Below are 24,014 nucleotides of genomic sequence, written 5' to 3' on the forward strand. Positions count from 1 at the left end.
GTCAGGCATACCTTCAGCACCTCACCTGACCAACCTGTTCTTACCCATCCTGACCGCTGAACCGAAAGGAGCCGGACATGGCCTTCTCCATTGACGGCATCGCCAGCGGACTCGACACGACCACCATGATCAACCAGCTCATGCAGCTGGAAGCCCGCCCGCAGACCCTCATCAAGAACAAGGTCAGCGCTACGGAGGTTCTGATCTCCGGGCTGCAACAGCTCAACACCAGGCTTGCATCGCTCGGTGAGCTGGCCGGGAAGACCGCGAAGCCCGACGCACTGAGCCTTTACACGGCCAGCACAAACTCCGAGGACCTCACCGCCAAAGCCTCCAGCACCGCACGCGCAGGTTCCCTCGACTTCACCGTCGACCGTCTGGCACAGCGCCAGGTTTCCGTCACTGCGGCCATGACCACATGGCCGGGTAACCCCGCCACCCTCACCATTACCGCGTCTGACGGCACCGCCACCGAGGTATCCCCAGCCTCGGCGTCGCTCGATGACATCGTCACCGCAATCAACGATTCCGAATCCGGTGTCACCGCACTGAAGGTTTCCGCCGGGACGGACCCCACTACCGGCGAACCTCTCTTCCGGCTGCAGCTCAGCGCAGCTGAATCCGGCGTAGACGGAGCCTTCACCGTCCACCGCGGATCGGCCGCGGATGTCACGGCCGGCACAGCCACAGACCTGCTCGCCGAGCCGGGCGCCGCACATGTCCGTACTGCTCAGGACGCCCAGGTGACCCTCTGGGCGGGAACGGCGGCAGCGCAGGCCGTGACGTCGTCGTCGAACACGTTCAGCTCACTGCTGCCCGGTGTCGATGTAACCGCCAAGGCAGTTTCCACGGAACCCGTGACGGTGACGGTAGCCCGGGATGAGGCCGCGTCCCAAAGGGTGGCCAGGGACCTTGTGTCCGGCCTTACCGGCGTGCTGTCCTTCATTTCGGCCAACTCCACCGTCACACCATCAGCGCCCGGTGAGGATGCTGCCGCCGGCGGCGTTTTCACCAGCGACAGCGCCGTGCGGGATGTTGAGCGCCGCATTCTTGACGCCGCAACAGGACCGGTGGACGGGCGGTCGCCTTCTGAAATTGGAATCAGCATCACCCGTGACGGCTCCGTTGAATTCGACGCCGAAAAGTTTGACCAGGCAATGGCTGAGGACCCTGCACGAGTGGCTCATGTGCTGCAGACCATCGCGGGGCGCGTCGCTGAATCGGCGACCGAGCAGTCCGACAAGTTCGACGGCAGTCTTACCCTCCGCATCCAGAGTCAGGAGCGCAGTGTCGGCAATCTGAATGACGAGATTCTCGACTGGGACCGTCGACTCGAAACGCGCCGGGCCACGTTAGAAAGGACCTGGTCGTCGCTCGAAGTGCAGTTGCAATCCCTGCAATCCCAAGGCGAATGGCTTTCCTCACAACTGGGCAACCTGCCGACCATAGGAGGCAATGACAAATGACCCTGACCTACGGCAGCTCGGCGCTGCGTTCCTCGGCCGCTAACGAATACGCGCGAAACTCCGTTCTCTCGGCCAGCCCGGTCCGTCTCCTGACCATGCTCTATGACCGGCTCATGCTCGATCTGGCACGTGCAGCGGCTGCGCAGGAGAAGGGCGAGTGGGCGGAAGCGTCGGAGCAGCTGCTGCACGCACAGGCGATCCTCGGTGAACTGACCGCGTCACTGAAGACCGACGAGTGGGACGGCGCAGAGGGGTTGAAGTCCCTGTACGCCTACGTCATGACTGCGCTGATCCAGGCCAACATCGGCCGCAGCATAGACCGCACCCGTGAATGCGTGGAACTCCTCGAACCCATCCGGACCGCGTGGCACGAAGCCGCGGAGTCCCTGCCCGCACAACCCGCGACGACCGGGACCGGGACCCTTGGAGTCGGTTGAGCGCTGGGCCGCCATTCTGGATGAGCTCGAGGCCGCAGCGCTTGCTGCCGGGACCGTTGCGCCGTCGTCGTCGGGCCTTGATTGGTCTGCTCCGGCAACCTTCGGACCGATTCCGTTCGGATTGATCGGCCGTGCGCGGTATGTACGGGAACTGCAGGTGGAGGCCGAGAACCGGCTCCGGGCCTCCCTGACCTCGGCCCGCGCCCAGGCAGACCTGCTCGGCGCCGTCAACGCTGCGGCGGGGCGCACCGGTTCCGCGAAACGGTCAGCGTACCTGGACGTCTCCGCCTGATACTGCGCCACCCCATTGCAAGAACGCTTCATGGAAGTTGCAGCGAACAACTAACGCATCCCGAAACCCGTCCGATAGGGAATTCTGAGCACGGATCGCTCGTCCCAGGGCCATGGATCGGCCGCACGCACCTGTCGGTATGAAGGGGTTGTTCTGCTGTGTTTGAATCCGTGACGACCATGGCGCTGACCAGCGCACTCGATGCGCTGTCGCTGCGACAACGCGCCATCGCGAACAACATCGCCAATGTGAACACGCCCGGATTCCAGGCGCAGCGAGTCAGTTTCGAAGACGTCCTCGCCCGATCGGTAGCCAACGGGGACGGCGTCGTGAAAGCGTCCATGGACCGTTCCCTCGAACCCACGCGGCTCAACGGCAGCAACGTAAATCTCGACACCGAGACCCTCTCCAATATCGACACGGTCCTGCGCTACCAGTTCGCGGCCCGGGCGGTAGAGGGCACTTTCAGCAGCGTGCGCACAGCGATGAGGACAACCTGATGACCTTCGACGCAATCGGCATTGCCGGAACCGGGTTGACAGTCCACCGCAAGTGGCTCGACGCCGTCGCGGACAACCTGGCCAACGCCAACAACGCGACAGCGACCGACGGCGCCGCATTCCAGGAACGCTTTGTCCTCGCCCAGGAGGGGGAGGGTACGAGCGGGGTGTACGTTGCAGGCGCCGAGTTCGGCGACGAGGAAGGCCGGCTCGTGCACCAGCCGGACCACCCCCTAGCGGACGAGGACGGTTACGTCCGCTACCCGGACATCGACATGTCAGCCCAGATGGGTTACCTGATCATGGCGCAGCGCGGCTACCAGGCGAACGCCGCCGTCGTCGACCGCGCCAAAACCACCTACGAAGCCGCACTGCAGATTGGACGCAACTAATATGCCCATCGAAGCCGTCCAGGCAGTAAGCGCAACCGGGTACCTTCCGCAGGTCCAGCGGCCTCAGGGCACGGACGAAGGTTTCGCCACCGCGCTGACGGGCGCAGTCGACAATCTGGTGTCGCTGCAGTCGGCGTCGAACGAGCTGTCTGTTCAGGCCGTCACCGGAAACCTCTCGGACATCCACAACGCGACCCTCGCTTCCACCCGTGCCCAGGTCACCCTTGAACTCGTAGCCGCGGTCCGCAACAAGGGCGTTGACGCGTTCAACGAGATCATGAGGATGCAGGCCTGATGCCCCGGGCCATGAACTCCGCCTTCGCGCGGCTGGGCACAACCGTACGCGGCTTCACCGTTGCGCAGCGGACCATTGCGCTGATCGGTATCGCGGTGCTGGTGCTCGGTACCGCGGCCCTCGTCACGTGGGCCAGCAAGCCGGCGTTCAGCCCGCTGTACTCGGGGCTGGGTGGTGAGGACGCCAGCGCGATCGTCGAGCAGTTGCAAACCGACGGCGTTCCCTACGAACTGGCCGACGGCGGTGCCACCATCCTGGTTCCCGAAGCCCAGGTGTACGACCAGCGGCTCAAGTCCGCGGCCGCCGGCCTGCCGAGCGCTTCAACAGGCGGTTACAGTCTCCTGGACGACATGGGCGTGACGTCCTCGGAGTTCCAGCAGTCCACCACGTATAAGCGCGCGCTCGAGGGTGAGCTGGCGGCGACGGTATCAGCGCTCGACGGCGTCAAGACCGCAACCGTCCGGCTGGCCATTCCGGAGGAAACGGTCTTCGTGTCCGAGGAGGGCGAGCCCACGGCATCGGTCTTCATCGAGACCGATGCCGGTGTCACGCTGACCACCGAGCAGGTCCAGGCCGTCACCCATCTCACCAGCGCCTCGATCGACGGCATGGATCCGGCAAACGTGGCGGTGATCGATTCAGAAGGCAACGTCCTCTCGGCCGTGGGTGTTGGCGCTGCGGGATCGGCGGATCAGCAGGCCTCCGACTACGAGACCCGCATCACCGCCTCCGTGCAGTCGATGCTGGACCGCGTGGTTGGGCCGGGCAATGCGACAGTCGCCGTCGCGGCCGACATGAACTACGAATCCGCCGAGCGCGTCGAGGAAACCTTCACCACCCCCGAGGACGCTCCGGCGCTCAACGAGTCAACCACCACCGAAGAGTACGAGGGTGCCGGCGGCCCGGGCGCGGGAGTGCTTGGGCCGGACAACATCGCCGTACCGGAGGGCGGGGCCGGGCAGGGAACGTTCTCCTCCGAGGAAACCACGCGGAACAACGCGGTTAACAAGGTCACCGAATCCCGGATCATTCCAGCGGGTGACATCACGCGTCAGACAGTGTCAGTGGCTATTGACGACGCCGCAGCGGCAGGCCTCAACGTCGCCGACCTCACCGCGCTGGTTGCCAGCGCGGCCGGGATCAACGCCGACCGCGGAGACGAGGTCACCGTTGAGCTGGTCCCGTTCAACACGGCCGGCGCCGCAGAAGCGGCCGAAGCCCTCGCGGCAGCGGAGGAGGCCCGGCAGGCGGAGCAGCGGGCGCAACTGCTGCAGACCGGGATGATCGTGCTTGGGGTGCTGATTGTCCTGATTATCGGGCTGATCATCTACGCCCGGCGTTCCCGCCGCCAGCGCCGCGAGCCGTTGGACCTCGGGGAACTGCAGGAAGTGCATCCCGCGCTCGGCGGCGGGGGAGCAGCCGCGGCCCTCCCGGCTCCCGAACCGGCGACCACGGCAATCAGCTCCATGCCCCTGGCCGGAATCGAAGCACCGGAGACGGACATCAACCGCAAGCGGGCGGATATTGAGGCGATGGCCCAGCGGGATCCGGCCAAGACGGCGGAATACCTGCGCAGCCTCATGGATGACAGGCAGCCGGTATGACCGAGCAGCTGACCGCGGGGCCGCAAGCCAAAGCGCAGCAGGGTGGTGCCCAACAGCCTGGTGCGCCGCAGCCTGGAGCACAGCTCAACAAAGCACAGCTGACCGGAACGCAGAAGGCCGCCATGGTACTGATGCAGATGGACCAGGAGCGTGCTTCGGAAGTCCTCAAGCAGTTCAGCGATTCCGAGGCCGAGGAGATCGCGGCGGAAATCGTCCGCCTTAGACGTGTTGACGCTGCTGTTGCCGAGCAGGCACTCACCGAATTTCATGAGCTCACGGTGAGCGGCCGTCGTCGTCCTCGTGGCGGGCGCGAGGTGGCAATCGGTCTCCTCGAATCGTCCTTCGGGGCGGAGCGCGCAGCCGGGGTGATGGACCGGCTTGCATCCTCCATGGCTGGGAAGTCCTTCGAGTTCCTTGAGTCGGTGGAGCCTGCGCAGGTTGAAACGCTGCTCGGGGGCGAACTGCCGCAGACCATTGCGCTGGTGTTGGCGCATCTGCGGCCGGAGCATGCCTCAGCGGTGTTGGCGGGGCTGGATCATCCGCTGCGGACCGATGTCGCGCAGTGCATCGCGACCATGGGTTCGGCAACACCGGAAGCTGTCAGCGTGGTCGCCGAGAACCTGAAGGTGCGCGCCGGGGCCGTGGCGTCGCCGCATCAGTCCTCCGCAGTGATCGGTGGGATCCAGCCGCTGGTGGACATCATCAACCGGTCCGATGTCGCGACCGAGCGAGCGTTGCTCGACAGCCTCGAACAGCGCGACCCGGACCTCGCCGAAGAGGTTCGCGCCCGGATGCTCACCTTCGCCGACATCGTGAACCTGGAACGGCGCGACATTCAGTTGGTGCTGCGCGGAATCGACGCCGCTGTGCTGGCACTGGCGATGAAGGGGGCCTCGGAGGCGGTGACGGAGATGATCCGCACCAACGTCTCCGAACGCAACCGGGAACTGCTCGACGACGAAATCAGCGCGGCAGGGCCGGTCCGAGTCTCCCAGGTGGAGGAGGCCCGCGCCGAGGTGGTGCGCGCAATCCGGGATCTGGAGGCGCAGGGCACCATCACCATCCAGCGCAGCGAGGAGGACGAGTATGTCTACTGACTTCGCTCACGCCTCATACCCCGTTCTCGCCAGCCCGGACGCGAACAAGGTCCGCGAGGCCGGCGTCGCGAAGGGGCACGCGGCCGGGTATGCGGAGGGCATGCGCGCCGCACAGGCTGAACTGGCCCAGCGCCGGATGGTCCTTGAGACTGAATTTCAGGCGATGAACGACGACGCCGCCCGCCGGCTCGAGCGCGTATTGGTCACCCTGGGCGCGGCCACCCATGCGTTGAACGGGCGCCTCGCGGCGTCGTCGGCGGCGTCCATGAACGCGCTGGCGGCGGCGGCATTCGAACTGGCTGAGGCGATCATCGGCGTCGAACTCGAGCGGGGTAGCACAGCACCGCGGGCTGCCGTGAGCCGCGCCCTCTCGGGGGTGGATACCGGTGCCGCGTTGAGGGTTCGCTTGAACCCGCTGGATCTTGCCGAGCTTTCCGGGGTGGAGCATCCCGCCGGTGTCGAACTGGTGCCGGATGTGTCGCTGGCCCGCGGGGACGCCATGACCGAGACGAACGAGAACTACCTCGACGCGCGGATCGGCACCGCGCTGCAGCGGGCAAAGGAAGCGCTCCTCGGGAACTTTCGTGCAGCTGAGGCGGCTTCGCCGTCGTGGAACTCGCCAGAGGTGCACGAAAGTTCTGGAAACGGAGCGCGCTGGTGAGAACAGTGTTTGCTGAACGGCTCCCTGAACGCCTCCCTGAACAACTCCCGGAAGGGCTCGCAGAGCGGCTCGGCGCCGCGAAGGCTGCGGCGGCGCCCGAGCGGCTTGGCATGGTGCAGTCAATTGTGGGGCTGGGGGTCGACGCCGTCGGGCTGGATGCCGCGATCGGAGACCTGGTGACGGTGGGCGGTGCCGCCGGTGTCCCGGCCGAAGTGGTCGCGACGTCGCGGACGGGTGTGCGCTGCATGCCCCTTGGATCGCTCACGGGCATCCGTGCCGGGACGCCAGTTCGTGCCACAGGCAAGCGCTTCACCGTGCCAACCGGACGCGGCCTGCTGGGGCGGGTGCTGAACGGCATGGGCGAGCCGATCGACGGGAAAGGGCCGCTCACAGGAGGCACCGGCGTCGGGCTTGGCGCTGTCCCGCTCGACAATGTCTCGCCGCCGGCACTCCAGCGCACGCGCATCACCGAACCGCTCCAGCTGGGCGTGCGGGCGATGGACACTCTGACCACGGTCGGGAAGGGTCAGCGCATGGGTCTGTTCGCGGGATCCGGTGTGGGGAAGTCGTCGCTGCTGTCGATGATTGCCCGCGGTACGGATGCCGCCGTTTCGGTGATTGCGCTGGTGGGGGAGCGCGGCCGCGAGGTGCGAGAGTTTCTCGAGGACGATCTCGGCGCGGAGGGCCTCGCCCGTTCGATCGTGGTGGTGTCCACGTCGGACGAGCCCGCGCTGATGCGGATGCGCGCCGCGTTCGTGGCCACACGCATCGCCGAATCGTTCCGCGACGAAGGCAGAGACGTCATGCTGATGATGGATTCGCTCACCCGGGTTGCGATGGCGCAGCGCGAGATTGGCCTGTCCGTCGGGGAGCCGCCCGCAACCCGTGGGTACCCGCCGTCGACGTTTTCGCTGCTCGCCCAGTTGTTGGAGCGCGCGGGTACCGGCGCCACCGGATCTGTAACCGGCATCTATACGGTGCTGGTGGACGGCGATGACCACAACGAGCCAATTGCCGACACCGCCCGCTCCATCCTCGACGGTCACGTGGTGCTGGACCGTGTGCTCGCCGTCGCTGGCCATTTCCCCTCAATCGATCCGCTCGCTTCCGTGTCCCGGGTGGCCTCCCGGGTGACTTCGCCTGAGCAGGCCAAAACGGCGTCGGCGTTGCGCAAAATGCTCGCCGCGCGGCGCAAGGCGCAGGACCTGATCGACGTCGGGGCGTACCAGAAAGGCACCAACCGCCTGGTCGATGCCGCCCTGGAGCACGAGGACGCGATCAATTCATTCCTCCAGCAGGGCATGGCTGAGCAGAGCCCCTCCGTGCAGTCCTGGGACCGCCTCAACCGAGTCGTTGCGAACAGCGGGGTGTTGCAGTGAACCGCCGCTTCCCGCTCGCCGGCCTCCTCCGATTGCGTCAGGTCAACCAGGACCAGGCGGCCGCGGACCTCGCGGCAGCGAACGGCCGCCTGCGTGAAAGCAGCGCACGACGACGGCAGGCCCTCGTGGCACTCGACGGCAGCACTGCACACATCGCCGACACAGCCGCACTCCACGCCATCGCGGCCGCACGGTCCGCTGCCCGGGGGATGCTGACGGAGCTCGCCGCCGTAGAGGACGGTCTCCGTTCCGAGGCAACCCGCGCCCAGGAGGCGTTCAACGCCGCGCGCACTCAAACGATCGGGCTCGAGAAGCTCAAAGAACGACACGCGGCCGAGGTCTCGGCGGAGGACTTGCGCACCGAACAGAAGACACTCGACGAACTCGCATCACGTACCCGGGGGAACAATGACGCTCACTGACACCGTGGGGCGGGTCCAGCAGATCCAGTCCACGCTCACCCAGCTCACAACGCCGGTTCGGTCAGGCAACTCCGGTGCGGCTTTCGCGGAAGCGCTCGCGGCGCAGGCTGCAACGGCCTCCCCGCGTGCCTCCGCCGCTCCGGTCACTGGTCTCGCAGAGATTCTGAACGGGACCGGTGCCGGCTTGGGCTCTGCTTCCGGTTTGCCCGCGGCTCCCGGCCTCGGCGCCGCTCCGGATCTTGCGGGGGCGATCGCCGCGCTCGTGCCGGATGCATCCGAAAGTCCAGGCGCCGGCGCGCAGAAGCTGATCGACGCTGCCATGAAGTACGAAGGCCTGCCGTATGTCTGGGGCGGGACGGACCCCGCCGTCGGGCTGGACTGTTCGGGTTTCGTGCAACGCGCGTTCCGGGATATCGGCATTGAGCTGCCGCGGGTGACGTGGGATCAGATGAAGGAGGGCACGGCTGTTGCATCGATGGCTGATGCCCGGCCGGGTGACCTGCTCTTCAGCTTCGACGGCGGCCACGTGTCCATCTATCTTGGCAACGGCAAGGCGATCGATGCGCCGCAGCCAGGTGACACGATTGCCGTTCGCGACGCCTGGGAGACCGATGCCAATGTCACAGCCATCCGCCGTATACTCCCGGCCGATGACGCCGCAGCCCTTGCTGCCGCCGCACAGGCCGCACTCGTCACTGGCGGCACGCCATGATGTCGGCGCCGGTAGCCGGTTCGCTTGCCAAGACGCCGGTTCTCGCTGCTACGAAGCCGGGCACGCTCGGGGACACTTTCGGGGAAACGTTTGCGGCGCACGTTGGGCAGCGTGACCACCTGCACGACGACGGCGGCATCCGCCCCGAGCGCGAACCCGCCTCATCAGCTGGGAACCGTGATGAGGCGGATGCTGCTGCGCGCCGTGCTGCCGGTAAGGCGGACGACGCAGCGCCGGCCGGCGCTTCGATGCACTCCGAGGTGGGTACTTCGTTGGAATCCGCGCGGGACCGTTCCGATGCTCATGCGCCGGGTGCGGTTTCGACGTCTGGTTCGGCTGGGTCGGATGATTCGGCAGGGGCGGCGGCTTCCAACGGTCGCAACGCGCTCGGTGCCGACGGAGCTCTTACGGGTGCCCAGCCCGGGGCTGCGGCGCCGACCGGGAGCGCCGCGACTTCGGACGCTGATGGTTCTCACCCGCTTCAGGCCAGCGCAGCGGGGTCGGGCGCTGTGAACCGTGCGTCCTCCGGTGCTCAGGTAGTGCAGCAGGGTAGGTTCACGAACGGAACTTCTGCGGTCGGACCCGCCGGTGCGCCAACACCACCCGGCACTTCGCCTGCGGCCAGCGAGCTTGCTGCGCTTGACCAGTCTTCGTCGGGTGCGGCAGCGTCTGGCACCAAACCGGCGTCCGGCACCGAGTCTGTGTCCGGTACCGCTATTGCATCCGGAAGCGCGCCGCCCGGCAGCGCGGGTGCTGTGGGCATCCCGTCCACATCCAACAATGTGTCCAACACTGGAACGGCGTCCGGCCGCCTGCCAGCCAAGGCGACCGCGACCGGTAACGGCGTCCCCGCTTCCGGTCGCCGCCTGCCAGCCAACGCGACCGGTAACGGCGCGTTAGGCACCGGCGCCGGTACCGGTGCTGCCGCTACTGCTGCCGCAACGGGTACCGGTTCCTTGTCCAGCACTCCGGCCGTGTCCGCGGCGTCGCCAGCATCCTCCAGTTCAGCGGCTTCAGCTCAGGGTTCGCCGGGCGGAGCTCTGAACCCAACCGACCAACAGGTCGCGCCTCCAGCGAGTACGACCGCGGGACCGGCAGAAGCACACGTACCGCCGAACCCCGCTAGCGCCGCGCCTGCTCACGTGGAGGTAAAGCCGGCCGGTCCTCAGGTCGCAGCGCTCATCGCGAAGGTGTCTTCCGAGGCCGCGCCCACGCCGGCGGAAGGTGCGCGACCCGCGCAGGGGGCGGCGCCGTCGTCGTACCCGTCCCTGGCCGGGCAGATCCTGAAGCCTGCATTCTCGCTCGCCCAGGTCGCGCCGGGGGAATACGCGATCACAGTCCAGGTGGCGCCGGAGAACCTTGGTCCGGTCACGGTGAAAGCGTTCGTGACGCATGACGGAATGCGCGTGGAACTGTTCGCCCCGAACGAGGCCGGGCGTGAAGCGCTCAAGGCCGTCTTGCCCGAACTGCGACGGGAATTCGGGGGTGCTGCTTCCGCGACCGTGGACGTTTCGTCGCAGAATGCGGACACCGACACCGGATCAGACGGCGCCGACGGCGGCCGTGAACGCCGCGACTTCGACCTCCGCCACCAGCCGGCCAGTCCTGCACAGCCCGACGAACCCCAACCAGAACGGACGGTGCGAACGTGGCACTCGACCTCAACCATCGACCTGTTGGCCTGACGAAAGGAAACTCCCATGCCCGTTGATCCCGTCAGCGCCGCTCCTCCCAGCTTTCAACCCGGGGCCGCGGAGCGTTCGCCGAAGCAGTCGATGGACGGCGAGGTGTTCATGTCGCTGCTGGTCAGCCAGCTGCGGAACCAGGACCCGAGTTCGCCCATGGACACCAATGCCATGATCGCCCAGACCACCCAGCTGGCGATGATGGAGAAGATGAACGAGGTCGCCTCCCTCACTGAGGAGGGGTTTTTCCTCGGTATGCGTTCGGCTGCCGCGGACCTGATTGACCGTGAGGTCAGCTACCTCGACGACGGCGGCGAGACCCTCACCGGCACCGCGACCGCCGTCTCCTACGCCGGGCCTGTCCCGATCGTGACCGTCGACGGTGAGGCGATAGCGCTCGATGCCATTGCCGGAATCGTTGGCGACACGCTTCCCGTCGAACCTCAAACTCTCGTCTAACCTCGCTCCGAAAGGCGTTCCTCATGCTTCGCTCTCTGTACTCCGGAATCTCCGGTCTCCGTTCGCACCAGACCATGCTCGATGTCACCGGCAACAACATCGCCAATGTGAACACCGCGGGCTTCAAGTCATCCTCCACACAGTTCCAGGACACCCTTTCCCAGCTGACGCAGGGGGCGGGCGGGCCGCAGGCAGCTGTTGGCGGCACCAACCCGGCGCAGGTTGGTCTCGGTGTGCAGGTTGCCGGGATCTCGACCAACTTCGCGCAGGGTTCGGCGCAGGCCACCGGCCGGGCCACGGACATGATGGTTGCAGGCGACGGCTTTTTCATCACCCGCTCCGGCAACGAGACGCTCTACACCCGTGCAGGTGCTTTCGAGTTCGACGCCGATGGTCGCCTCGTTTCCCCGGACGGTGGCATTGTGCAGGGCCGGTCGGCGGTGAACGGGCAGATCAACCCGGGTGCCGCCGTCGGCGACATCACGGTGCCGCGCGATGCTGTCTCGCCTGCGGCGGCCACCAACGCTGCAGTCGTGACGGGCAATCTGCCCTCCGACGCGGCCGTTGGAACTTCCCTGGTGCAGGACATTGAGGTGTACGACGGCGGCGGCGATCCACGCACCCTGGCGCTCACCTTCACGAAGACCGCGGCGGGTTGGGATGTAGCGGGTAACGACGGCGGCGGTGCCACCGGCACCGGGGCGATCACCTTCGACGCGAGCGGCAACCTGACCGGTGGAGGGACCCTGGCACTTGGCGGTATCGGCGTCGACCTGAGTGCGCTCACCGGGTACGCCGAGCTGTCCACAGTGTCGATCGAGTCGCAGAACGGTCGGCCCGCGGGGACGCTGGAGTCCTTCAGCCTGTCCGAGGATGGGACGCTGATCGGTTCCTTCAGCAACGGCGGCAGGCAGCCGTTGGGCCAGATTGCACTGGCTGGCTTCGTGAACCCCGCGGGTCTGGAGAAGGCAGGATCGTCCTCGTACCGGGTAACTGAAAACTCCGGCGATGCCGCGGTAGGCGCCGCGGGCGAAGACGGTCTGGGATCGCTGGCGGGCGGGATGCTTGAGATGTCCAATGTTGATCTGTCGCAGGAGTTCACCAATCTGATCGTGGCGCAGCGCGGCTTCCAGGCGAATGCGCGCATCATCACGACGTCGGATGAGGTGCTGCAGGAGCTGTCGAACCTGAAGCGCTAGCTACGCCGTCTACGGCATTACCGTTCAGTAACGTTCGGGCGTTGGGGGCTCTCCAGGGCTGACGAAGTGAGCCGCAGACGTAAGGCTGAAGGAACTTAAGCCGTCGATTGCTTGTGCGCCGGGACGAATGGGGGCGTCAGCATCGGCCCAATTGCGGGGAATCGGAGTAAATGATGACGCATCAGAGGCTAAGTTCTGGACGCAAGGCATTGAATGCGGCGTTTTTGGCTCTTGTCGTCGTTATGGTTGCGTCGCTGTATTCCCTCAACCGAGGCCGGGAGGGATTTGCCCGTTCCGAGGAGCTTGCTGACCTGTTCCTGCTCTGGTGGGCGATAGCGACGGTCGTAGGCTGCGGCGCTGTCGTTGCTCGCAGAGTGGGCCTCGGGCCGGCACGGTTGATGGAGGGCATCTGGTTTTTCGCTATCGGCTCTATCGTGGGAATCGTTGCGGCGGCCACGGACTGGTCAGTGGCCACGGACTGGACCAGTGGTGTCGAAGGACAGGGACCGGTGATGTTGACTGTTCCGCTGTTGTTCGCGCTCACTGGTTCGATGTTTGAGAAGACTAGGAAGTCGACGGAGCCAGCGCGGGTCTGACGCTTGTCGTACTGACGCGTGGGTATGAGTAGAAATAGGGGAAATTTCGTGAACGACGCCGCACGGCTCCACAAACGGACGTTGACCGTCGGAATTGCGTTGGGAGTTTTAGGGCTTCTCGTCCTGCTCGTCGGTGACTATCTGCTCCTCCAATATGGTGCCGTCTCCTTCCAAGCGTCGAACGGGTTCTTCTTCTTTCTGACGAGGCTGTCCGCGATTGGCAGCGTTGCCTTGCTGCCGTTCTCTGCGGCGCTGGTGTCAGCCGCGCTGGTGATGAAGTACTGGGACAAGCGGCTGCAGGCGTTGGGCGCCCCAGACGAGGACGACGACGCCGGCCCGGACCTTCACTAGCTGATCGCGAGCATGTGCCTGTCGTGTTCCAGGCGGGACGCGGCAGTCGGATCATCACAACTGGTCAGCGCCCGGTGATAACCACCTGATCAGCTGGCAGGTGTTGACGCGGTGCCGGTGGTCAACGGGTGAAGGTCTGCCAGTTGCACGGAGCGTGAACATGACTCAACGCTCACCTAGCCCCTTGTCCGTATCGGCGGGGCATTGAGACAGGACGAAGCGCATTACTGAAGACGCTTCTCGTCCCATTTGGCCCCAGCCTGGCTACTCGTTCTCTAGAAGGGTGGTGGTGGTTCGGGGAGGGTGGTGTAGGTTTTGCCGGCGAGTGAGGTGATGTGCATTGCTCCGGATGGGGTTGTTTGGGTGTCTGCCCAGATGCCTTCGGTTTTGAGTGTGTGGTGGAGTTTGCATCGGGGCGCGAGGTTGCTGAGTTCGGTGTTGCCGCCGTGGGCCCAGGGGGTGGTGTGGTCGATTTCTGAGGTCCAGGCGGATCGGTTGCAGCCGGGGTGGATGCAGGTTGGGTGGGTGATCCGTACCCAGTCCTGGAGGTGTTTGGGTGGGCGGTATCTGTCCCGGCCGACGCTGAGGACGGCACCGGTTTCGGGGTGGACGAGGATTCTGGTGAAGCTGGGTGCGTGGGCTGCGAGGTTGCGGGCGGTTTCCGGGTCGATGGGCCCGTAACCGTCCAGCAGGCCATTCGCGCACCCGTCCAGGTCAGGGGCGCCGGCACGCATACCGGCACCGGGAACAGCACAGTTCGAGTACGGGCCGTTCAAGTCAGGGCCGAAATCAGCACCCGGACCAGTACCGGACGCGTCTGAACCGTTCGAACCATTCTTAACCGGATCCGCAGCGTCCCAACTGGAACCATTCGCATGGACGCCGCGGCGGTGGTCGCCAACGGTATCGAGGTTTCCTGCTCCTACGCTGACGGGATCTGGGTCGTTGTCGCCAGTTCCTGTGCTCGATCCTCCGACACCGCTGTCGGTGGCGTTCTGCCAGTTGGGTTTGCGGTGTCCGAGGAGGGTCATGACGGGGACGGTGATGTATACGTTCGCGTTGATGCCGCGGTGGCCGGTGCCGTTCTTCGGGTCCCCGGTGCAGGTGTGGGTGAGGACGTCGGTGAAGACGTCCGCACGGAGTTGGTTGAGGGTGCGGGGTTCCTCCGGGCTTTGCAGGGAGCGGGCTGCGGCGTTGACCCGGTTGAAAATCCCGTGCGCTTGTTCCGCGGGCAGGTACGCGCCGAGCCAGGCCATACCGTCCTGCTCGGGCTGGATGGCGACGTCCCGGTCTTTCACGGCCCGTTTGCGGCGTTCGATGATCGATTCCGGATGCAGTTCCTCACGTAACCGTCGGCACCGTTGTGCCAGTTTGGGACGGGTCAATCCGGTGGCGGTGTCCAGGACTTCCTCCTCGTACCCTGGCATCGCCTCGGTTGGGATGGACCCGGATTCCTGCACGATCACCTGGGCTTGGACGGGGCTGAGAGTCCCGGATTCGAGGGCTTCCCAGGTGGCCGGTAGATCCTCACACAGGGTGAGCGCTTCACTGAGCATCTGCTGCGCCGTCCGGCCCGGTACCCGCAACAAGGGTGCGATCTCCTGGGCGGCTAACGTGAAGCCCGTCCCGGGGCGGTCCAACCCGGTCCGGAAGACCTCGTCCCCGTGCATCTGATGGAACACCTGGGCAAGCAATGCCGCTGACTGCGCGGCAGCCCACGAGGTGAGCCGGTCAGCAGCCCGTATCAGGTCCAGTGCGTCCGGTAGGCCCTGCAACCACGGATTCTCATCCGTGAGCATCGCGACCAACGCCTTCGGACCAGCGGCCTCCACACGTTCGCGCTCATCCTCAGCCGAGGAACCGCCCTCGAAATCCGCAGAACGGCCTGAATCGAACCTGTTCTCATCAAACCGCGGACCGAGGCAGGACAGACCATCACAAGCGGCATCGCGCGGGCATGCGCAGGTAGTCCCACTTGCTTCCCCGGCAGGGGAACCGGCTTCTGCTGTCGCTGATCCGTTCATGACTTCAGTCCATCACCTGCCACTGACAGAAATCGGCCCGATAAGAGCGACCAGATTATGCCCACAGCGAACACCCGAATGGTGAGCAATCCGAAGGTCCGCCCAGAGGCGCTCCGACCGTTAACGTCCTCACACAACAGGAAGCGCGACCACCCCGAGGCGCGCTCGAAACACCCGCTTCCGTTGCGGGGTCACGCGTTAGCCATAGCGTGGTCGGAATGAACAGCACGCGGCTCGGCCGGGACTTCGGGTGGTTATGGGCAGCCTACTCGGCGAGCTCTCTCGGCACCGCCGGAAGCATGGCATCTGCGGTCGAAGCGAACGATGCGAGTGCCAAGGGCCCCACGAGCGAGTAAGCGCGGGAGTTTGAAGAACATGGTGTCCATCCACCACCGGCCAACCCATATCGAAGATCAAACCGAGATCGGTCATTTGGAAGGTGACCTTGTGATGGGTTCTCGCCCTTCAGCTGACGCAACGCTCGTTGATCGGAAGGCCAGGTACGTTCGCCTGGTGAACCTACCCTCAAGCTTCGGCGAGCTGCCGCTCGAACAACGCCTGTCGCTGACCTGAGGTCGAGGCAGGGAACTGGCCGAGCATCAGGAGCTCACGGCCGAACTGGGCCTGCATCTACTTCTGCGACAGACGCAGTCCTTGGCAGCGCAGCACGAACGAGAACACCAACTTGACTGGGCGACTTCTTCAGCCGCTTTTCGAACCGTCCACGTCCGCTACCGCTGTTCCAGGAGGATCCGCAAACGTGCTTGGAGACGGCGTCACTTTCTGGACTACCCGTGGTCCTTAGGATGAGGCATGAGCAAGGCAGCAAGTGCGGGTTCTGGGTCCTCTTTCTAGTAGTGATGCTTCTTCGTCTACCAGCTCCTCGGATGGGTTGGCGTTCTGCATTATGGGAAAGGGGGGCTATAGGGGCAGGCACAGTACTCCCCATCAACCGAAAAGCGCAGCAGGACGAGCGCAAGGCACGCTTCCGCAGCGATGACTGATTCCCGCTGAGGGATCGTCAAAGGGCGATCCCGGGCGACACTACGTTTTGGCATGGCAATCCCGGGTTACAGCCCGAGGTCCTTCCGCGATGTCAGCGCCAGCCTCTCGACGAGGTCGGCGGGGATGGGATTGCTCGCCGGAAATGTGATGCCAGTCTTGGTGGCATTCAGCCCGGCGGCGGCGATCTCATTGGTATGAGCGGTAATGGCTCCGGGGGAGAGGTAAAGGCCGCATTGCTTGCTGAAGGCGGCGTAACTGGCGACGATTGATCGCCCGATCCTGAACCCCGGCATGTTGTATTGAATGACTTCCTCCGCGTCTGGCAGGGTGCGCGCGAGCTGGGCACGCAACGTGGCCAGCAGTGGGCAGAACCGTTGCGGAGCCGCAGCGATGTACGCGTCGTGGTCGGAGAATGTCATTCGACCATTGTTCAGCAAGGGGGTTCGTCCCTCAACAACGGGCCTCATCGTCGCATGGCGTCCGGTGCGGTGCTGGCCGCGCTCGGGCAGGGCCGAATCACCTGCGCATACTCCGAACCCATGCATCCGTTTGCGGATGGGCTTGGGGTCGAAGACCACCAATTTGTTGCCATGCCTCCTGAGGGTTCGGCGCCCGAGGCTTCCCCTGCTTTTAGGTCAGGGTCTACATTTTTGCCTATGGTGAAGACCGAGGGACCGCAGGTACGACGCTTCAAGATTGTGGGTAGTGTCGGCGTCATCTTGCTCCCCTCATCGGCGTACTACTCACGCTAACTGCACGTTGGAGTCGTTGGGCTGCTTCCGCTCTTCCGCTATCCTGATTACTTTCCCGTTGTGGCTCTTGGCGAAGCGGGAGCGAGGCGGCAGGCAGACTGTCGAATCAGATGCTCAATCTCGAAAACGAACGTTGAGGGATCCCCCACCGTGCCTGTCGGCAGTAGTTGGCTGGGATGAGTGATCGTGCCGTCATTCCGAAGGACTAATCCCATCGGATGCAGATCCAGTAATGCTCGTCTTGGTCTCATGCCGACTCACACGCACTCGCATCACGGCAAGTACAACCCATACTGCTGTTATCCCTGAACCTACGACAACGAAAAATATGTTGATCCTCGTCCATCCCTCCTCCTCCAGCCGCAATAGAGGTGGGATGACCACGCAAACCCCCACGATGATTCCTATCCAAATCTGGAACGGGTGTGGGTACCGCCCACTCAATGAATGTGGCATGCCCCTAGCTTGCCCCCTGGAGGGGTCTAAGCAGAAGGAAGCTCAAGTGGAAATTATTTCGGTCCTGGTCGGAAGCGATCCCCACCGCGCCACCCGCCGATTCCTTGTTGGGACTTGAGCGCTTCGTGTCGGCACGAGGCTACCCGCCGGAGGAACTAAGCCGCCTCAATCGGCAACCACAACTGCCCGCGGCCGCTCGCGCCGTCGGGCTCTGGTTGCACGCTCAGCAGCTGCGGCCCGGGCGCCCACCGGTAGGGGTTGGCCGGGAACCACTCGGTGGCGGCGTTGGCCCAGAGATGCTGAAGGGCTTCCGGGAACTTCCCTTCGGCCTCGAACACCACCCACATACCGGCCGGAACCTCCTGCGACTCGAATCCGTCCGGCGCCGGTTGTGAACTCGCGACAGCCCGCCAGTAATCCAACACGCTGCCCTCTGTACCCGGTTCCTCTATGTTGTCCGTCACAGCGAGGGATCCGGCCGGGTCAACATCCGATAGCTCCGCCAGCCGCAACCGAACCGAAGGGTCAAGGCTCCGCTCGAATGCCTCAATATCCGGGTTTGGCCCCTCGTATACGAGCCCTACACGCGTCCGAACTCCGATCAGCCGGAAGGCTTCCTTGTCGACGATGCGGTGTTTCATATTGCTTCTCCCTTCAACTCGAAGATGAAATCTCAACTGGGGCTGGGAATGCAGTACGGCTCCAGGGCTCCGCGCCTCGGACGGCGTCAGCCCGTGCATAGTCTTGAACGCCCGGGCGAAAGCCTCAGCGGACCCATACCCGTAGCGAATGGCCACATCCAATACCGGGTCACCGGCAAGAATCTCAGCGGTCGCCGCCGTGAGCCGCCGTCGTCGTATGTATTCCGACAGGGGCATGCCGGCCAGCGAAGCAAACATGCGCCGGAAGTGATATTCCGAAGTGAGGGCAACCCGCGCCAGCGCGCAGACGTCGATCGTCGTCGTCAGATCCGCTTCGATGAGCTCAATCGCCCGGTTCCATTCCTGCATATCAATCACGCTACCGGGGCTGCACCACCGGACACCCGACAATCCTTGCCCGAACAAATCCTCCAACGCTTACAAAAAGGCGCTGCCGTCCGACAGTAAAGGGTGAGGCCATCAGGGGCCTTATCCAAACTGCCCAGGACGTGCCCATGATCGTTGTCACCCGGCTCAATGACAGCCAGTTCGCGGTGAACCCCGACCTCATCGAGAGGATCCACGCCAGCCCGGACACCACGCTGGTACTGGTGGACGGAGCCCAGTTCGTGGTGCGGGAATCAATGGAGCAGGTCATCGGGATGATCGCGTCCTACCGCGCGGAAATCATCCGACTCGCCCGCGACCTCCCCACGGGCACTGAAACCCCGCGCGCACTCGGTCTCGTGCCGGGACCAGGAACGACGACGACGACGGCCGCCGTCCCGCTGCGGCCCGGGAGGCAGTAGATGGATCCGGCCACAATCATCGGCCTCGTTGTAGCGTTCGGGGCGCTTTTCGCGATGATCAAACTCGAGGGCGCGCACGTCGAGGCCATCCTGTTGCCGGCTCCCATGGTCCTGGTGTTCGGCGCGACAATCGCCGTCGGAATAGCGGGTGGAACACTGAAGGACTTCATCATCGCGGTGAAGGCCCTGCCCCGCGCGTTCATCGGCAAGCCAACCCCACCGCAGCAGGTCATCGACAGCGTGGTCGGGTTCGCAGAGAAGGCCCGCAGCGAAGGCCTTCTCGCCCTGGAGCAGGAAGCCACTAACGTCAAGGACCCGTTCCTGCGCAATGCCCTGCAGAACGTTGCTGACGGCACCGACTCCGAAGAACTGCGCACCCTCCTCGAAGACGAAATCCACACCAAACAGCAGTCAGACCGCACAGCCTCGAAGTTCTTCATGAGTATGGGCGGATACGCGCCGACCATCGGCATTATCGGAACCGTCGTCTCGCTGACCCACGTCCTCGAGAACCTTTCCAGCCCGGACACGCTCGGGCCCATGATTGCGACGGCGTTCGTCGCCACACTCTGGGGCCTGCTCTCCGCGAACTTCCTCTGGTTGCCGATCGGCACCCGTCTCAAGCGGCTCTCCGACCTCGAAGCCGACCGCATGAACCTCCTCATGGAGGGTATCCTCGCCGTCCAGGCCGGAAGTCAGCCGCGCCTGCTCAGCGAACGGTTGCTCGCCATGGTTCCGGACCACGCGCGTTCGAAGTCCAAGGCGAAAGACAAAGCCAAGAGCGGGAAGGCGGATCAGCCGCCCGCCGCGAAAGCGGCATGAGCCCGCGGCCAGGGCGCCGTCGTCGTCGTTCTGCTGACGAGGGCGAGGAACATCCCGACGAACGCTGGATGGCCTCGTACATGGACATGGTCACCGTGCTGATGTGCATGTTCATTGTCCTGTTCGCGATGTCCACGGTGGATCAGAAGAAGTTCGAGCAACTGCGCAACTCGCTCGCGACCGGGTTCGGTGCCGTCGAAGTGGCCGCAGTGGATACCGCTGAGGGCATCGTGGTTCCCCCAGAACGCGTGAACGAGGAAGGGCCGGCCGCGGAGCTGACCGACCTGGATCTAGCGATGATCGAGGTCGAGAACCTGCAGGCACTGCAGGAGAAAATCGACGCCGGCCTTACGGAGAAGAACCTGCAGGACGCCGTCCGCTACGAGATCGACGAACGCGGACTCACCGTCCGATTGGTCAGCTCGAAGACGTTCTTCCTGCCCGACAGCGCGGTACTGACACCGCAGACCGTCGACGTGCTGGACATCATCGGGCCTGCGCTCACGCCTACTGAATACAAGGTCTCCGTCGAAGGCCACACAGCAAAACTTCCCGACGGATCGCCCGAACCGCTCGACTGGGAGCTGTCCACGGAGCGTTCCGTAAATGTCGTCAGGCACCTGGTCGGCAAGTCCGGCCTGCAGCCGAACCGGGCCGCCGCCGTCGGGTTCGGCGAGTCGCGGCCGCTTGCCTCCGGCATGACCGAGGAGGAGCTGCAGCTGAACCGGCGCGTAGACATCGTAGCGCTGTCCAACCAGCCCGAAAACGTGCGCGCGCTGATTCCCGAGCTTGTCGGGGAAACGCCGTAGCTTCTCAGATGTGGGGCAGAATGGTCGCCATGGAAACCGCGAAGCTCTGGATCGGCACCTACCCCGCGAACGGCACGGACCCGGGTTCAGGTGAAGGAATCTGGCAAGTCACACTGGACCGGCGGACCGGGAAACTCAGCGTCGCCCGGCTGGCCATTACGACGCCGTCGCCCTCCTTCCTCGCGCTCCACCCTTCCAGCCCGGTGCTGTATGCGGTCTCCGAAACGGCCCAGGGCGAGGTCTCGGCTTTCGCGCACGACGACGGCGGACTGACGCACCTGCGCACCGTCCCCACAGGCGGCAGCTCGCCCTGCCACATCTATGCACAGCAGCACACTCTCTGGGTTGCCAACTACGGCGACGGCGTAGTGACGCAGATTTCCCTCGACGACGGCGTCCCCACCGGCGAGTTTCAAGCGCACGAACACTCGGGTTCCGGCGTAAACAAGGACCGGCAGGAGGGGCCCCACGCGCACTTCGTCCACGAGGCCGGCGCTGGACAGAGGGAACTGTGGGTGAGCGACCTCGGTACCGATGAGCTCCGCCGCTTCACGTCCTCCGGTGCGGACGGGATTGCAGCGGTTCTGCCGCCCGGAACCGGGCCACGGCATGCGGTCGCGCTGCCGGGCAGGGCAGGCGGTGCCGGTGAGGGTGGCGGTGTGAGCTCCGCCGCCGTCGTCGTCGTTGGAGAACTGGATGCGCGGCTGCATGTGATCTCGGTTCCGGATGGTGCTGTCCTGTCCAGTCAACCCGCGCTCACTACGCAGGCTTCCGAGGATAAGCCGAGTCAGCCATCGCATATCGGAGTCGGTGTCTCTTCGGCGACCGCTCACCTGCTCTATGCCGCAACCCGCGGACCGGATGTGCTGTCGGTGTTCGCGGTGGGGGAGGGCGCGTCTCTTACCCACCTCGCTGAGAGCCCGATCGGCGGGCAGTGGCCGCGGCACTTCGCCGTGGTTGCCGCCGCCGACGACGCCGCGGACCTGGTGATCGTCGCCAACCAGTACTCGTCAACGCTGGACGTGCTCCGGTGTGATCCGTCCGGGCGGGCGGTTCAGGTCGAGTCGCTCGGGCTGCCCGTGCCGGCCTGCGTGCTGCCGGCATAAGCCCCGCCGGTGGCGGGTGCACGCCCATTCCGTGCAGGTCTGCCGAGCGCGGCCCCGCAAATCTCGGCGTGTCCCGCTACGACACACTGATGAACGGCGCAGACCTGCACGGAATCGCGGACGGCTGGGCGCAGGCTGCTGCTACTCGTGCCTGCGGGAGGTCACGTACGGCGGATGATTCAGCGCCATTCCTTGGTCTGCCGCTGCTGAACTTGCCAGCGCAAACGCGCCGTCGAGCGCCGTACCGCGCGCGGACACCAGTTCGATCTCCGGGCGGTGCGCGTCCAGTTCGCTTCTCAGCGCTTCCATGAGAAGCGGAGTCGCGTCGAACAGCCCGCCCACCAGTGCTAGTCGCGGGGGTATCCCGTCGCCGACGGCGGCAGCTCCGGTGGTTGCCAACTCGCGTCCGGCGGCACGGAAGATCCGCGCACTGTCGGTGTCGCCGTCGTCGGCCAGTTTCGCCATGTCGGGAACGAAAGAAGCAAGGATTTTCGACCGGTCCGGCCGCGTGTAGACGTCCTTGAGCAGGATCTCCGGCGAGCCGAACCTGACCCGGAGCGCCTCGAGGAGAAGCGAGGATCCACCCCGTCCGTCGAAGCTGCGGAATGCGGACTCGAGCCCCTGCCTGCCAATCCAGGCTCCGCCGCCGGTGTCACCGAGGAGATGGCCCCAACCGTCGACGCGCCGCCACACGGATGCGAAGTCGGTTCCGAGGGCGTTGGTGCCGGTGCCTGCTGCGAGCACAGCACCCTGCTCGAACGACAGCGCCCCGACATGTGAGGTGAGGATGTCCGAGGCGACGATGGTCAGCGGAACACTGAATTTCTCGGTGAGTGCGGTGTGAAGGGGCGTCGGGTCGTCCATGAGCGACTGGACGCTCGCCAGCCCGAGGGCGAGGACGTCGAGTTGCGCCACCCCGGCCGCGTGCATGGCGGCTTCCACAGCTTGCCCGACGACGTCGAGCAGTTCCGGGATCCTGATGCCTTCGGGTCCGATGCGCACGCCGCCGTCTACCCGCACCGGTTCACCGGGTTCGTGTGCAATGCTTCCGGCAATGGCCCGGCACCCGGTTCCGCCGATGTCCACGCCGCAGATACCCCGGTTAGTCATGATCGGTCCTCGCTAGGCGCTGTAACAGCGCCTGTTGCTGTATCAGCACTTCGTGCGGGACCTGCTCGGCCCGTAGAACAGTGTATGACGCGCCTTGGTCTACTATTTCCCCGCGCTCTGGATCGTCAGCAACACTCATCGTGAAGGGGGAGAAATTGAGCGCCTGCGGAGTGCCATCAACCACAACGCTCATACCCGGAGGCAACTCGCCGTTGATACTCACCAGTTCGCCGGATTTGCAGCCCTTAATTGCGGAAGCGGGTCGGGCGGTCTCCGGCCAACCTTGCAGCAGGTAGCTTTCCGTAGCGCTTTCGACCAGCTCATCCCTATTCTGCGAACGTCCGGATGTATGCACGCGGAGACGGTACTCCAGCGGCTTCGATGCTGCGAGGGCACCCAGATTGACGGCCCTATCCCAATCACTTCCCAGGGTCACGTCTCCGGGAACGAGGGTGACCGAGAGTTCTTCCACTTCGTCCCAGGAACCGGTATCCAGTTCTGGTGCAGACTGCGCGAACTCGACCCGCGCATTTACCGGCCCACTGTAGATCCCGGTATGAATCTGGACGCCCGCATCGTTCACCAGGGGAGTCCCTGGCAGCAGTTCCACATCGTCAGACTGCACTGGCATTATCAGCAACGAAAACCGGTGGTTCCAAACCGGCACTTCCCACGTTCCCGAAATCAACATGACGTTCCCCCATTGTGCGCGCTCGTACAACTTGACTTCGCATGTGAGCGTCTCACGGCAACCCTGAAAGGGCTAGAGCGTGCGGCGGGGACGGTGCGCGATAAGTCGGCGGGAGCCCAGGCCACAAGGGAGTACTATCCGTCTGCCGAGAATGGCTGCACTGCAGGCATTGCATGCAACGAGTGCAGATGAGGCATTTCCCAAACACACACATCCCCACCGGCGGCGACACGATTTAATGA

26 protein-coding genes and 1 pseudogene are annotated in these 24,014 nt (G+C 64.8%); 22 read left to right on the plus strand and 5 right to left on the minus strand.

Annotated features, from left to right (window positions below):
- Positions 1–77 precede the first annotated feature (77 nt).
- From fliD to BJ994_RS01505, 17 genes are all read left to right on the plus strand, one after another.
- Positions 78–1,466 carry a flagellar filament capping protein FliD gene (gene fliD, locus BJ994_RS01425; protein ID WP_167990673.1) on the plus strand — a complete coding sequence of 463 codons (1,389 nt, stop codon included), beginning with the start codon at positions 78–80 and terminating at the stop codon, positions 1,464–1,466.
- Positions 1,463–1,903 carry a flagellar export chaperone FliS gene (gene fliS / locus BJ994_RS01430; RefSeq protein ID WP_167990674.1) on the plus strand — a complete coding sequence of 147 codons (441 nt, stop codon included), beginning with the start codon at positions 1,463–1,465 and terminating at the stop codon, positions 1,901–1,903. The genes fliD and fliS overlap by 4 nt, the downstream gene beginning before the upstream one ends.
- Entirely contained in the window at positions 1,890–2,195 is a 306-nt protein-coding gene (locus tag BJ994_RS01435; protein ID WP_167990675.1) for a hypothetical protein, read from the plus strand. The genes fliS and BJ994_RS01435 overlap by 14 nt, the downstream gene beginning before the upstream one ends.
- 158 nt (positions 2,196–2,353) lie before the next feature.
- Positions 2,354–2,695: a flagellar basal body protein gene (locus tag BJ994_RS01440; protein WP_167990676.1), complete on the plus strand. Its 342-nt coding sequence runs from the start codon at positions 2,354–2,356 to the stop codon at positions 2,693–2,695.
- Entirely contained in the window at positions 2,695–3,087 is a 393-nt protein-coding gene (locus tag BJ994_RS01445) for a flagellar basal body rod protein FlgC (RefSeq protein WP_167990678.1), read from the plus strand. The genes BJ994_RS01440 and BJ994_RS01445 overlap by 1 nt, the downstream gene beginning before the upstream one ends.
- 1 nt (position 3,088) lies before the next feature.
- Complete coding sequence (fliE, locus tag BJ994_RS01450; protein WP_167990681.1) at positions 3,089–3,382, plus strand: flagellar hook-basal body complex protein FliE; 294 nt, start codon at positions 3,089–3,091, stop codon at positions 3,380–3,382.
- An 11-nt stretch (positions 3,383–3,393) separates the two neighbouring features.
- Positions 3,394–4,986, plus strand: coding sequence for a flagellar basal-body MS-ring/collar protein FliF (gene fliF / locus BJ994_RS01455; protein ID WP_342450215.1), 1,593 nt, complete (start codon positions 3,394–3,396; stop codon positions 4,984–4,986).
- Positions 4,983–6,083, plus strand: coding sequence for a flagellar motor switch protein FliG (fliG, locus tag BJ994_RS01460; RefSeq protein WP_167990688.1), 1,101 nt, complete (start codon positions 4,983–4,985; stop codon positions 6,081–6,083). Before fliF ends, fliG begins: the two co-directional genes overlap by 4 nt.
- Positions 6,073–6,744 (plus strand): FliH/SctL family protein, encoded by a 672-nt coding sequence (locus tag BJ994_RS01465; protein WP_167990693.1) that lies wholly within the window; start codon positions 6,073–6,075, stop codon positions 6,742–6,744. Before fliG ends, BJ994_RS01465 begins: the two co-directional genes overlap by 11 nt.
- Before the next feature lie 5 nt (positions 6,745–6,749).
- On the plus strand, positions 6,750–8,123 hold the full coding sequence (locus tag BJ994_RS01470; protein ID WP_425339397.1) for a FliI/YscN family ATPase: 1,374 nt from the start codon (positions 6,750–6,752) through the stop codon (positions 8,121–8,123).
- The gene (locus tag BJ994_RS01475; RefSeq protein ID WP_167990695.1) at positions 8,120–8,545 is read left to right on the plus strand and encodes a flagellar FliJ family protein; all 426 of its coding nucleotides are present in this window, start codon (positions 8,120–8,122) and stop codon (positions 8,543–8,545) included. The genes BJ994_RS01470 and BJ994_RS01475 overlap by 4 nt, the downstream gene beginning before the upstream one ends.
- Positions 8,532–9,257 carry a C40 family peptidase gene (locus BJ994_RS01480; protein ID WP_167990698.1) on the plus strand — a complete coding sequence of 242 codons (726 nt, stop codon included), beginning with the start codon at positions 8,532–8,534 and terminating at the stop codon, positions 9,255–9,257. Before BJ994_RS01475 ends, BJ994_RS01480 begins: the two co-directional genes overlap by 14 nt.
- On the plus strand, positions 9,254–10,942 hold the full coding sequence (locus BJ994_RS01485) for a flagellar hook-length control protein FliK (RefSeq protein WP_167990700.1): 1,689 nt from the start codon (positions 9,254–9,256) through the stop codon (positions 10,940–10,942). The genes BJ994_RS01480 and BJ994_RS01485 overlap by 4 nt, the downstream gene beginning before the upstream one ends.
- Before the next feature lie 15 nt (positions 10,943–10,957).
- On the plus strand, positions 10,958–11,401 hold the full coding sequence (locus BJ994_RS01490; RefSeq protein ID WP_167990703.1) for a flagellar hook assembly protein FlgD: 444 nt from the start codon (positions 10,958–10,960) through the stop codon (positions 11,399–11,401).
- Positions 11,402–11,424: 23 nt separating this feature from the next.
- Positions 11,425–12,600 (plus strand): flagellar hook protein FlgE, encoded by a 1,176-nt coding sequence (locus BJ994_RS01495; protein ID WP_167990704.1) that lies wholly within the window; start codon positions 11,425–11,427, stop codon positions 12,598–12,600.
- Between the two features lie 242 nt (positions 12,601–12,842).
- Positions 12,843–13,196, plus strand: coding sequence for a hypothetical protein (locus BJ994_RS01500; RefSeq protein WP_167990705.1), 354 nt, complete (start codon positions 12,843–12,845; stop codon positions 13,194–13,196).
- A gap of 48 nt (positions 13,197–13,244) precedes the next feature.
- A complete protein-coding gene (locus BJ994_RS01505) occupies positions 13,245–13,547 on the plus strand; it encodes a hypothetical protein (protein WP_167990706.1) in 303 nt (100 codons plus the stop codon).
- A gap of 275 nt (positions 13,548–13,822) precedes the next feature.
- On the opposite strand, the gene BJ994_RS01510 is transcribed toward BJ994_RS01505, so the two are convergent.
- Entirely contained in the window at positions 13,823–15,571 is a 1,749-nt protein-coding gene (locus BJ994_RS01510; protein ID WP_167990707.1) for an HNH endonuclease signature motif containing protein, read from the minus strand.
- A gap of 273 nt (positions 15,572–15,844) precedes the next feature.
- Here BJ994_RS01510 and BJ994_RS18515 point away from each other — a divergent pair.
- A pseudogene (locus tag BJ994_RS18515) lies at positions 15,845–16,256 on the plus strand (IS30 family transposase); the annotation flags it as partial.
- Between the two features lie 385 nt (positions 16,257–16,641).
- Here BJ994_RS18515 and BJ994_RS01520 read toward each other — a convergent pair.
- Entirely contained in the window at positions 16,642–16,995 is a 354-nt protein-coding gene (locus tag BJ994_RS01520) for an iron chaperone (protein WP_167990710.1), read from the minus strand.
- Between the two features lie 944 nt (positions 16,996–17,939).
- Positions 17,940–18,794 (minus strand): AraC family transcriptional regulator, encoded by an 855-nt coding sequence (locus BJ994_RS01525; RefSeq protein ID WP_167990712.1) that lies wholly within the window; start codon positions 18,792–18,794, stop codon positions 17,940–17,942.
- A gap of 146 nt (positions 18,795–18,940) precedes the next feature.
- Between BJ994_RS01525 and BJ994_RS01530 the strand changes: the two genes are divergently transcribed.
- Genes BJ994_RS01530 through BJ994_RS01545 form a run of 4 tightly spaced genes read left to right on the plus strand, consistent with a single transcriptional unit; the run spans position 18,941 to position 21,971 of the window.
- The gene (locus BJ994_RS01530; RefSeq protein WP_167990714.1) at positions 18,941–19,234 is read left to right on the plus strand and encodes a flagellar FlbD family protein; all 294 of its coding nucleotides are present in this window, start codon (positions 18,941–18,943) and stop codon (positions 19,232–19,234) included.
- A complete protein-coding gene (locus tag BJ994_RS01535; RefSeq protein WP_167990717.1) occupies positions 19,235–20,056 on the plus strand; it encodes a motility protein A in 822 nt (273 codons plus the stop codon).
- On the plus strand, positions 20,053–20,865 hold the full coding sequence (locus tag BJ994_RS01540; RefSeq protein WP_167990719.1) for an OmpA/MotB family protein: 813 nt from the start codon (positions 20,053–20,055) through the stop codon (positions 20,863–20,865). The genes BJ994_RS01535 and BJ994_RS01540 overlap by 4 nt, the downstream gene beginning before the upstream one ends.
- A 29-nt stretch (positions 20,866–20,894) precedes the next feature.
- Positions 20,895–21,971 carry a lactonase family protein gene (locus BJ994_RS01545; RefSeq protein ID WP_167990722.1) on the plus strand — a complete coding sequence of 359 codons (1,077 nt, stop codon included), beginning with the start codon at positions 20,895–20,897 and terminating at the stop codon, positions 21,969–21,971.
- 141 nt (positions 21,972–22,112) lie between these two features.
- Here the strand turns inward: BJ994_RS01545 and BJ994_RS01550 are convergent, their stop codons facing one another.
- Both BJ994_RS01550 and BJ994_RS01555 read right to left on the minus strand, forming a co-directional pair.
- Positions 22,113–23,081 carry an N-acetylglucosamine kinase gene (locus BJ994_RS01550; RefSeq protein ID WP_167990724.1) on the minus strand — a complete coding sequence of 323 codons (969 nt, stop codon included), beginning with the start codon at positions 23,079–23,081 and terminating at the stop codon, positions 22,113–22,115.
- Positions 23,074–23,691, minus strand: coding sequence for a hypothetical protein (locus BJ994_RS01555; RefSeq protein ID WP_209066462.1), 618 nt, complete (start codon positions 23,689–23,691; stop codon positions 23,074–23,076). The genes BJ994_RS01550 and BJ994_RS01555 overlap by 8 nt, the downstream gene beginning before the upstream one ends.
- Between the last annotated feature and the right edge of the window lie 323 nt (positions 23,692–24,014).

The organism is Arthrobacter pigmenti, assembly GCF_011927905.1.
GTDB classification, from domain to species: domain Bacteria; phylum Actinomycetota; class Actinomycetes; order Actinomycetales; family Micrococcaceae; genus Arthrobacter_D; species Arthrobacter_D pigmenti.

Coding starts and splice junctions, on each gene's coding strand:
- fliD (WP_167990673.1), top strand. CDS start 78: ATGGCCTTCTCCATTGACGGCATCGCCAGCGGACTCGACACGACCACC.
- fliS (WP_167990674.1), top strand. CDS start 1,463: ATGACCCTGACCTACGGCAGCTCGGCGCTGCGTTCCTCGGCCGCTAAC.
- BJ994_RS01445 (WP_167990678.1), top strand. CDS start 2,695: ATGACCTTCGACGCAATCGGCATTGCCGGAACCGGGTTGACAGTCCAC.
- fliE (WP_167990681.1), top strand. CDS start 3,089: ATGCCCATCGAAGCCGTCCAGGCAGTAAGCGCAACCGGGTACCTTCCG.
- fliF (WP_342450215.1), top strand. CDS start 3,394: ATGAACTCCGCCTTCGCGCGGCTGGGCACAACCGTACGCGGCTTCACC.
- fliG (WP_167990688.1), top strand. CDS start 4,983: ATGACCGAGCAGCTGACCGCGGGGCCGCAAGCCAAAGCGCAGCAGGGT.
- BJ994_RS01465 (WP_167990693.1), top strand. CDS start 6,073: ATGTCTACTGACTTCGCTCACGCCTCATACCCCGTTCTCGCCAGCCCG.
- BJ994_RS01480 (WP_167990698.1), top strand. CDS start 8,532: ATGACGCTCACTGACACCGTGGGGCGGGTCCAGCAGATCCAGTCCACG.
- BJ994_RS01485 (WP_167990700.1), top strand. CDS start 9,254: ATGATGTCGGCGCCGGTAGCCGGTTCGCTTGCCAAGACGCCGGTTCTC.
- BJ994_RS01490 (WP_167990703.1), top strand. CDS start 10,958: ATGCCCGTTGATCCCGTCAGCGCCGCTCCTCCCAGCTTTCAACCCGGG.
- BJ994_RS01495 (WP_167990704.1), top strand. CDS start 11,425: ATGCTTCGCTCTCTGTACTCCGGAATCTCCGGTCTCCGTTCGCACCAG.
- BJ994_RS01500 (WP_167990705.1), top strand. CDS start 12,843: ATGGTTGCGTCGCTGTATTCCCTCAACCGAGGCCGGGAGGGATTTGCC.
- BJ994_RS01510 (WP_167990707.1), bottom strand. CDS start 15,571: ATGAACGGATCAGCGACAGCAGAAGCCGGTTCCCCTGCCGGGGAAGCA.
- BJ994_RS01520 (WP_167990710.1), bottom strand. CDS start 16,995: ATGACATTCTCCGACCACGACGCGTACATCGCTGCGGCTCCGCAACGG.
- BJ994_RS01525 (WP_167990712.1), bottom strand. CDS start 18,794: ATGCAGGAATGGAACCGGGCGATTGAGCTCATCGAAGCGGATCTGACG.
- BJ994_RS01530 (WP_167990714.1), top strand. CDS start 18,941: ATGATCGTTGTCACCCGGCTCAATGACAGCCAGTTCGCGGTGAACCCC.
- BJ994_RS01535 (WP_167990717.1), top strand. CDS start 19,235: ATGGATCCGGCCACAATCATCGGCCTCGTTGTAGCGTTCGGGGCGCTT.
- BJ994_RS01540 (WP_167990719.1), top strand. CDS start 20,053: ATGAGCCCGCGGCCAGGGCGCCGTCGTCGTCGTTCTGCTGACGAGGGC.
- BJ994_RS01545 (WP_167990722.1), top strand. CDS start 20,895: ATGGAAACCGCGAAGCTCTGGATCGGCACCTACCCCGCGAACGGCACG.
- BJ994_RS01550 (WP_167990724.1), bottom strand. CDS start 23,081: ATGACTAACCGGGGTATCTGCGGCGTGGACATCGGCGGAACCGGGTGC.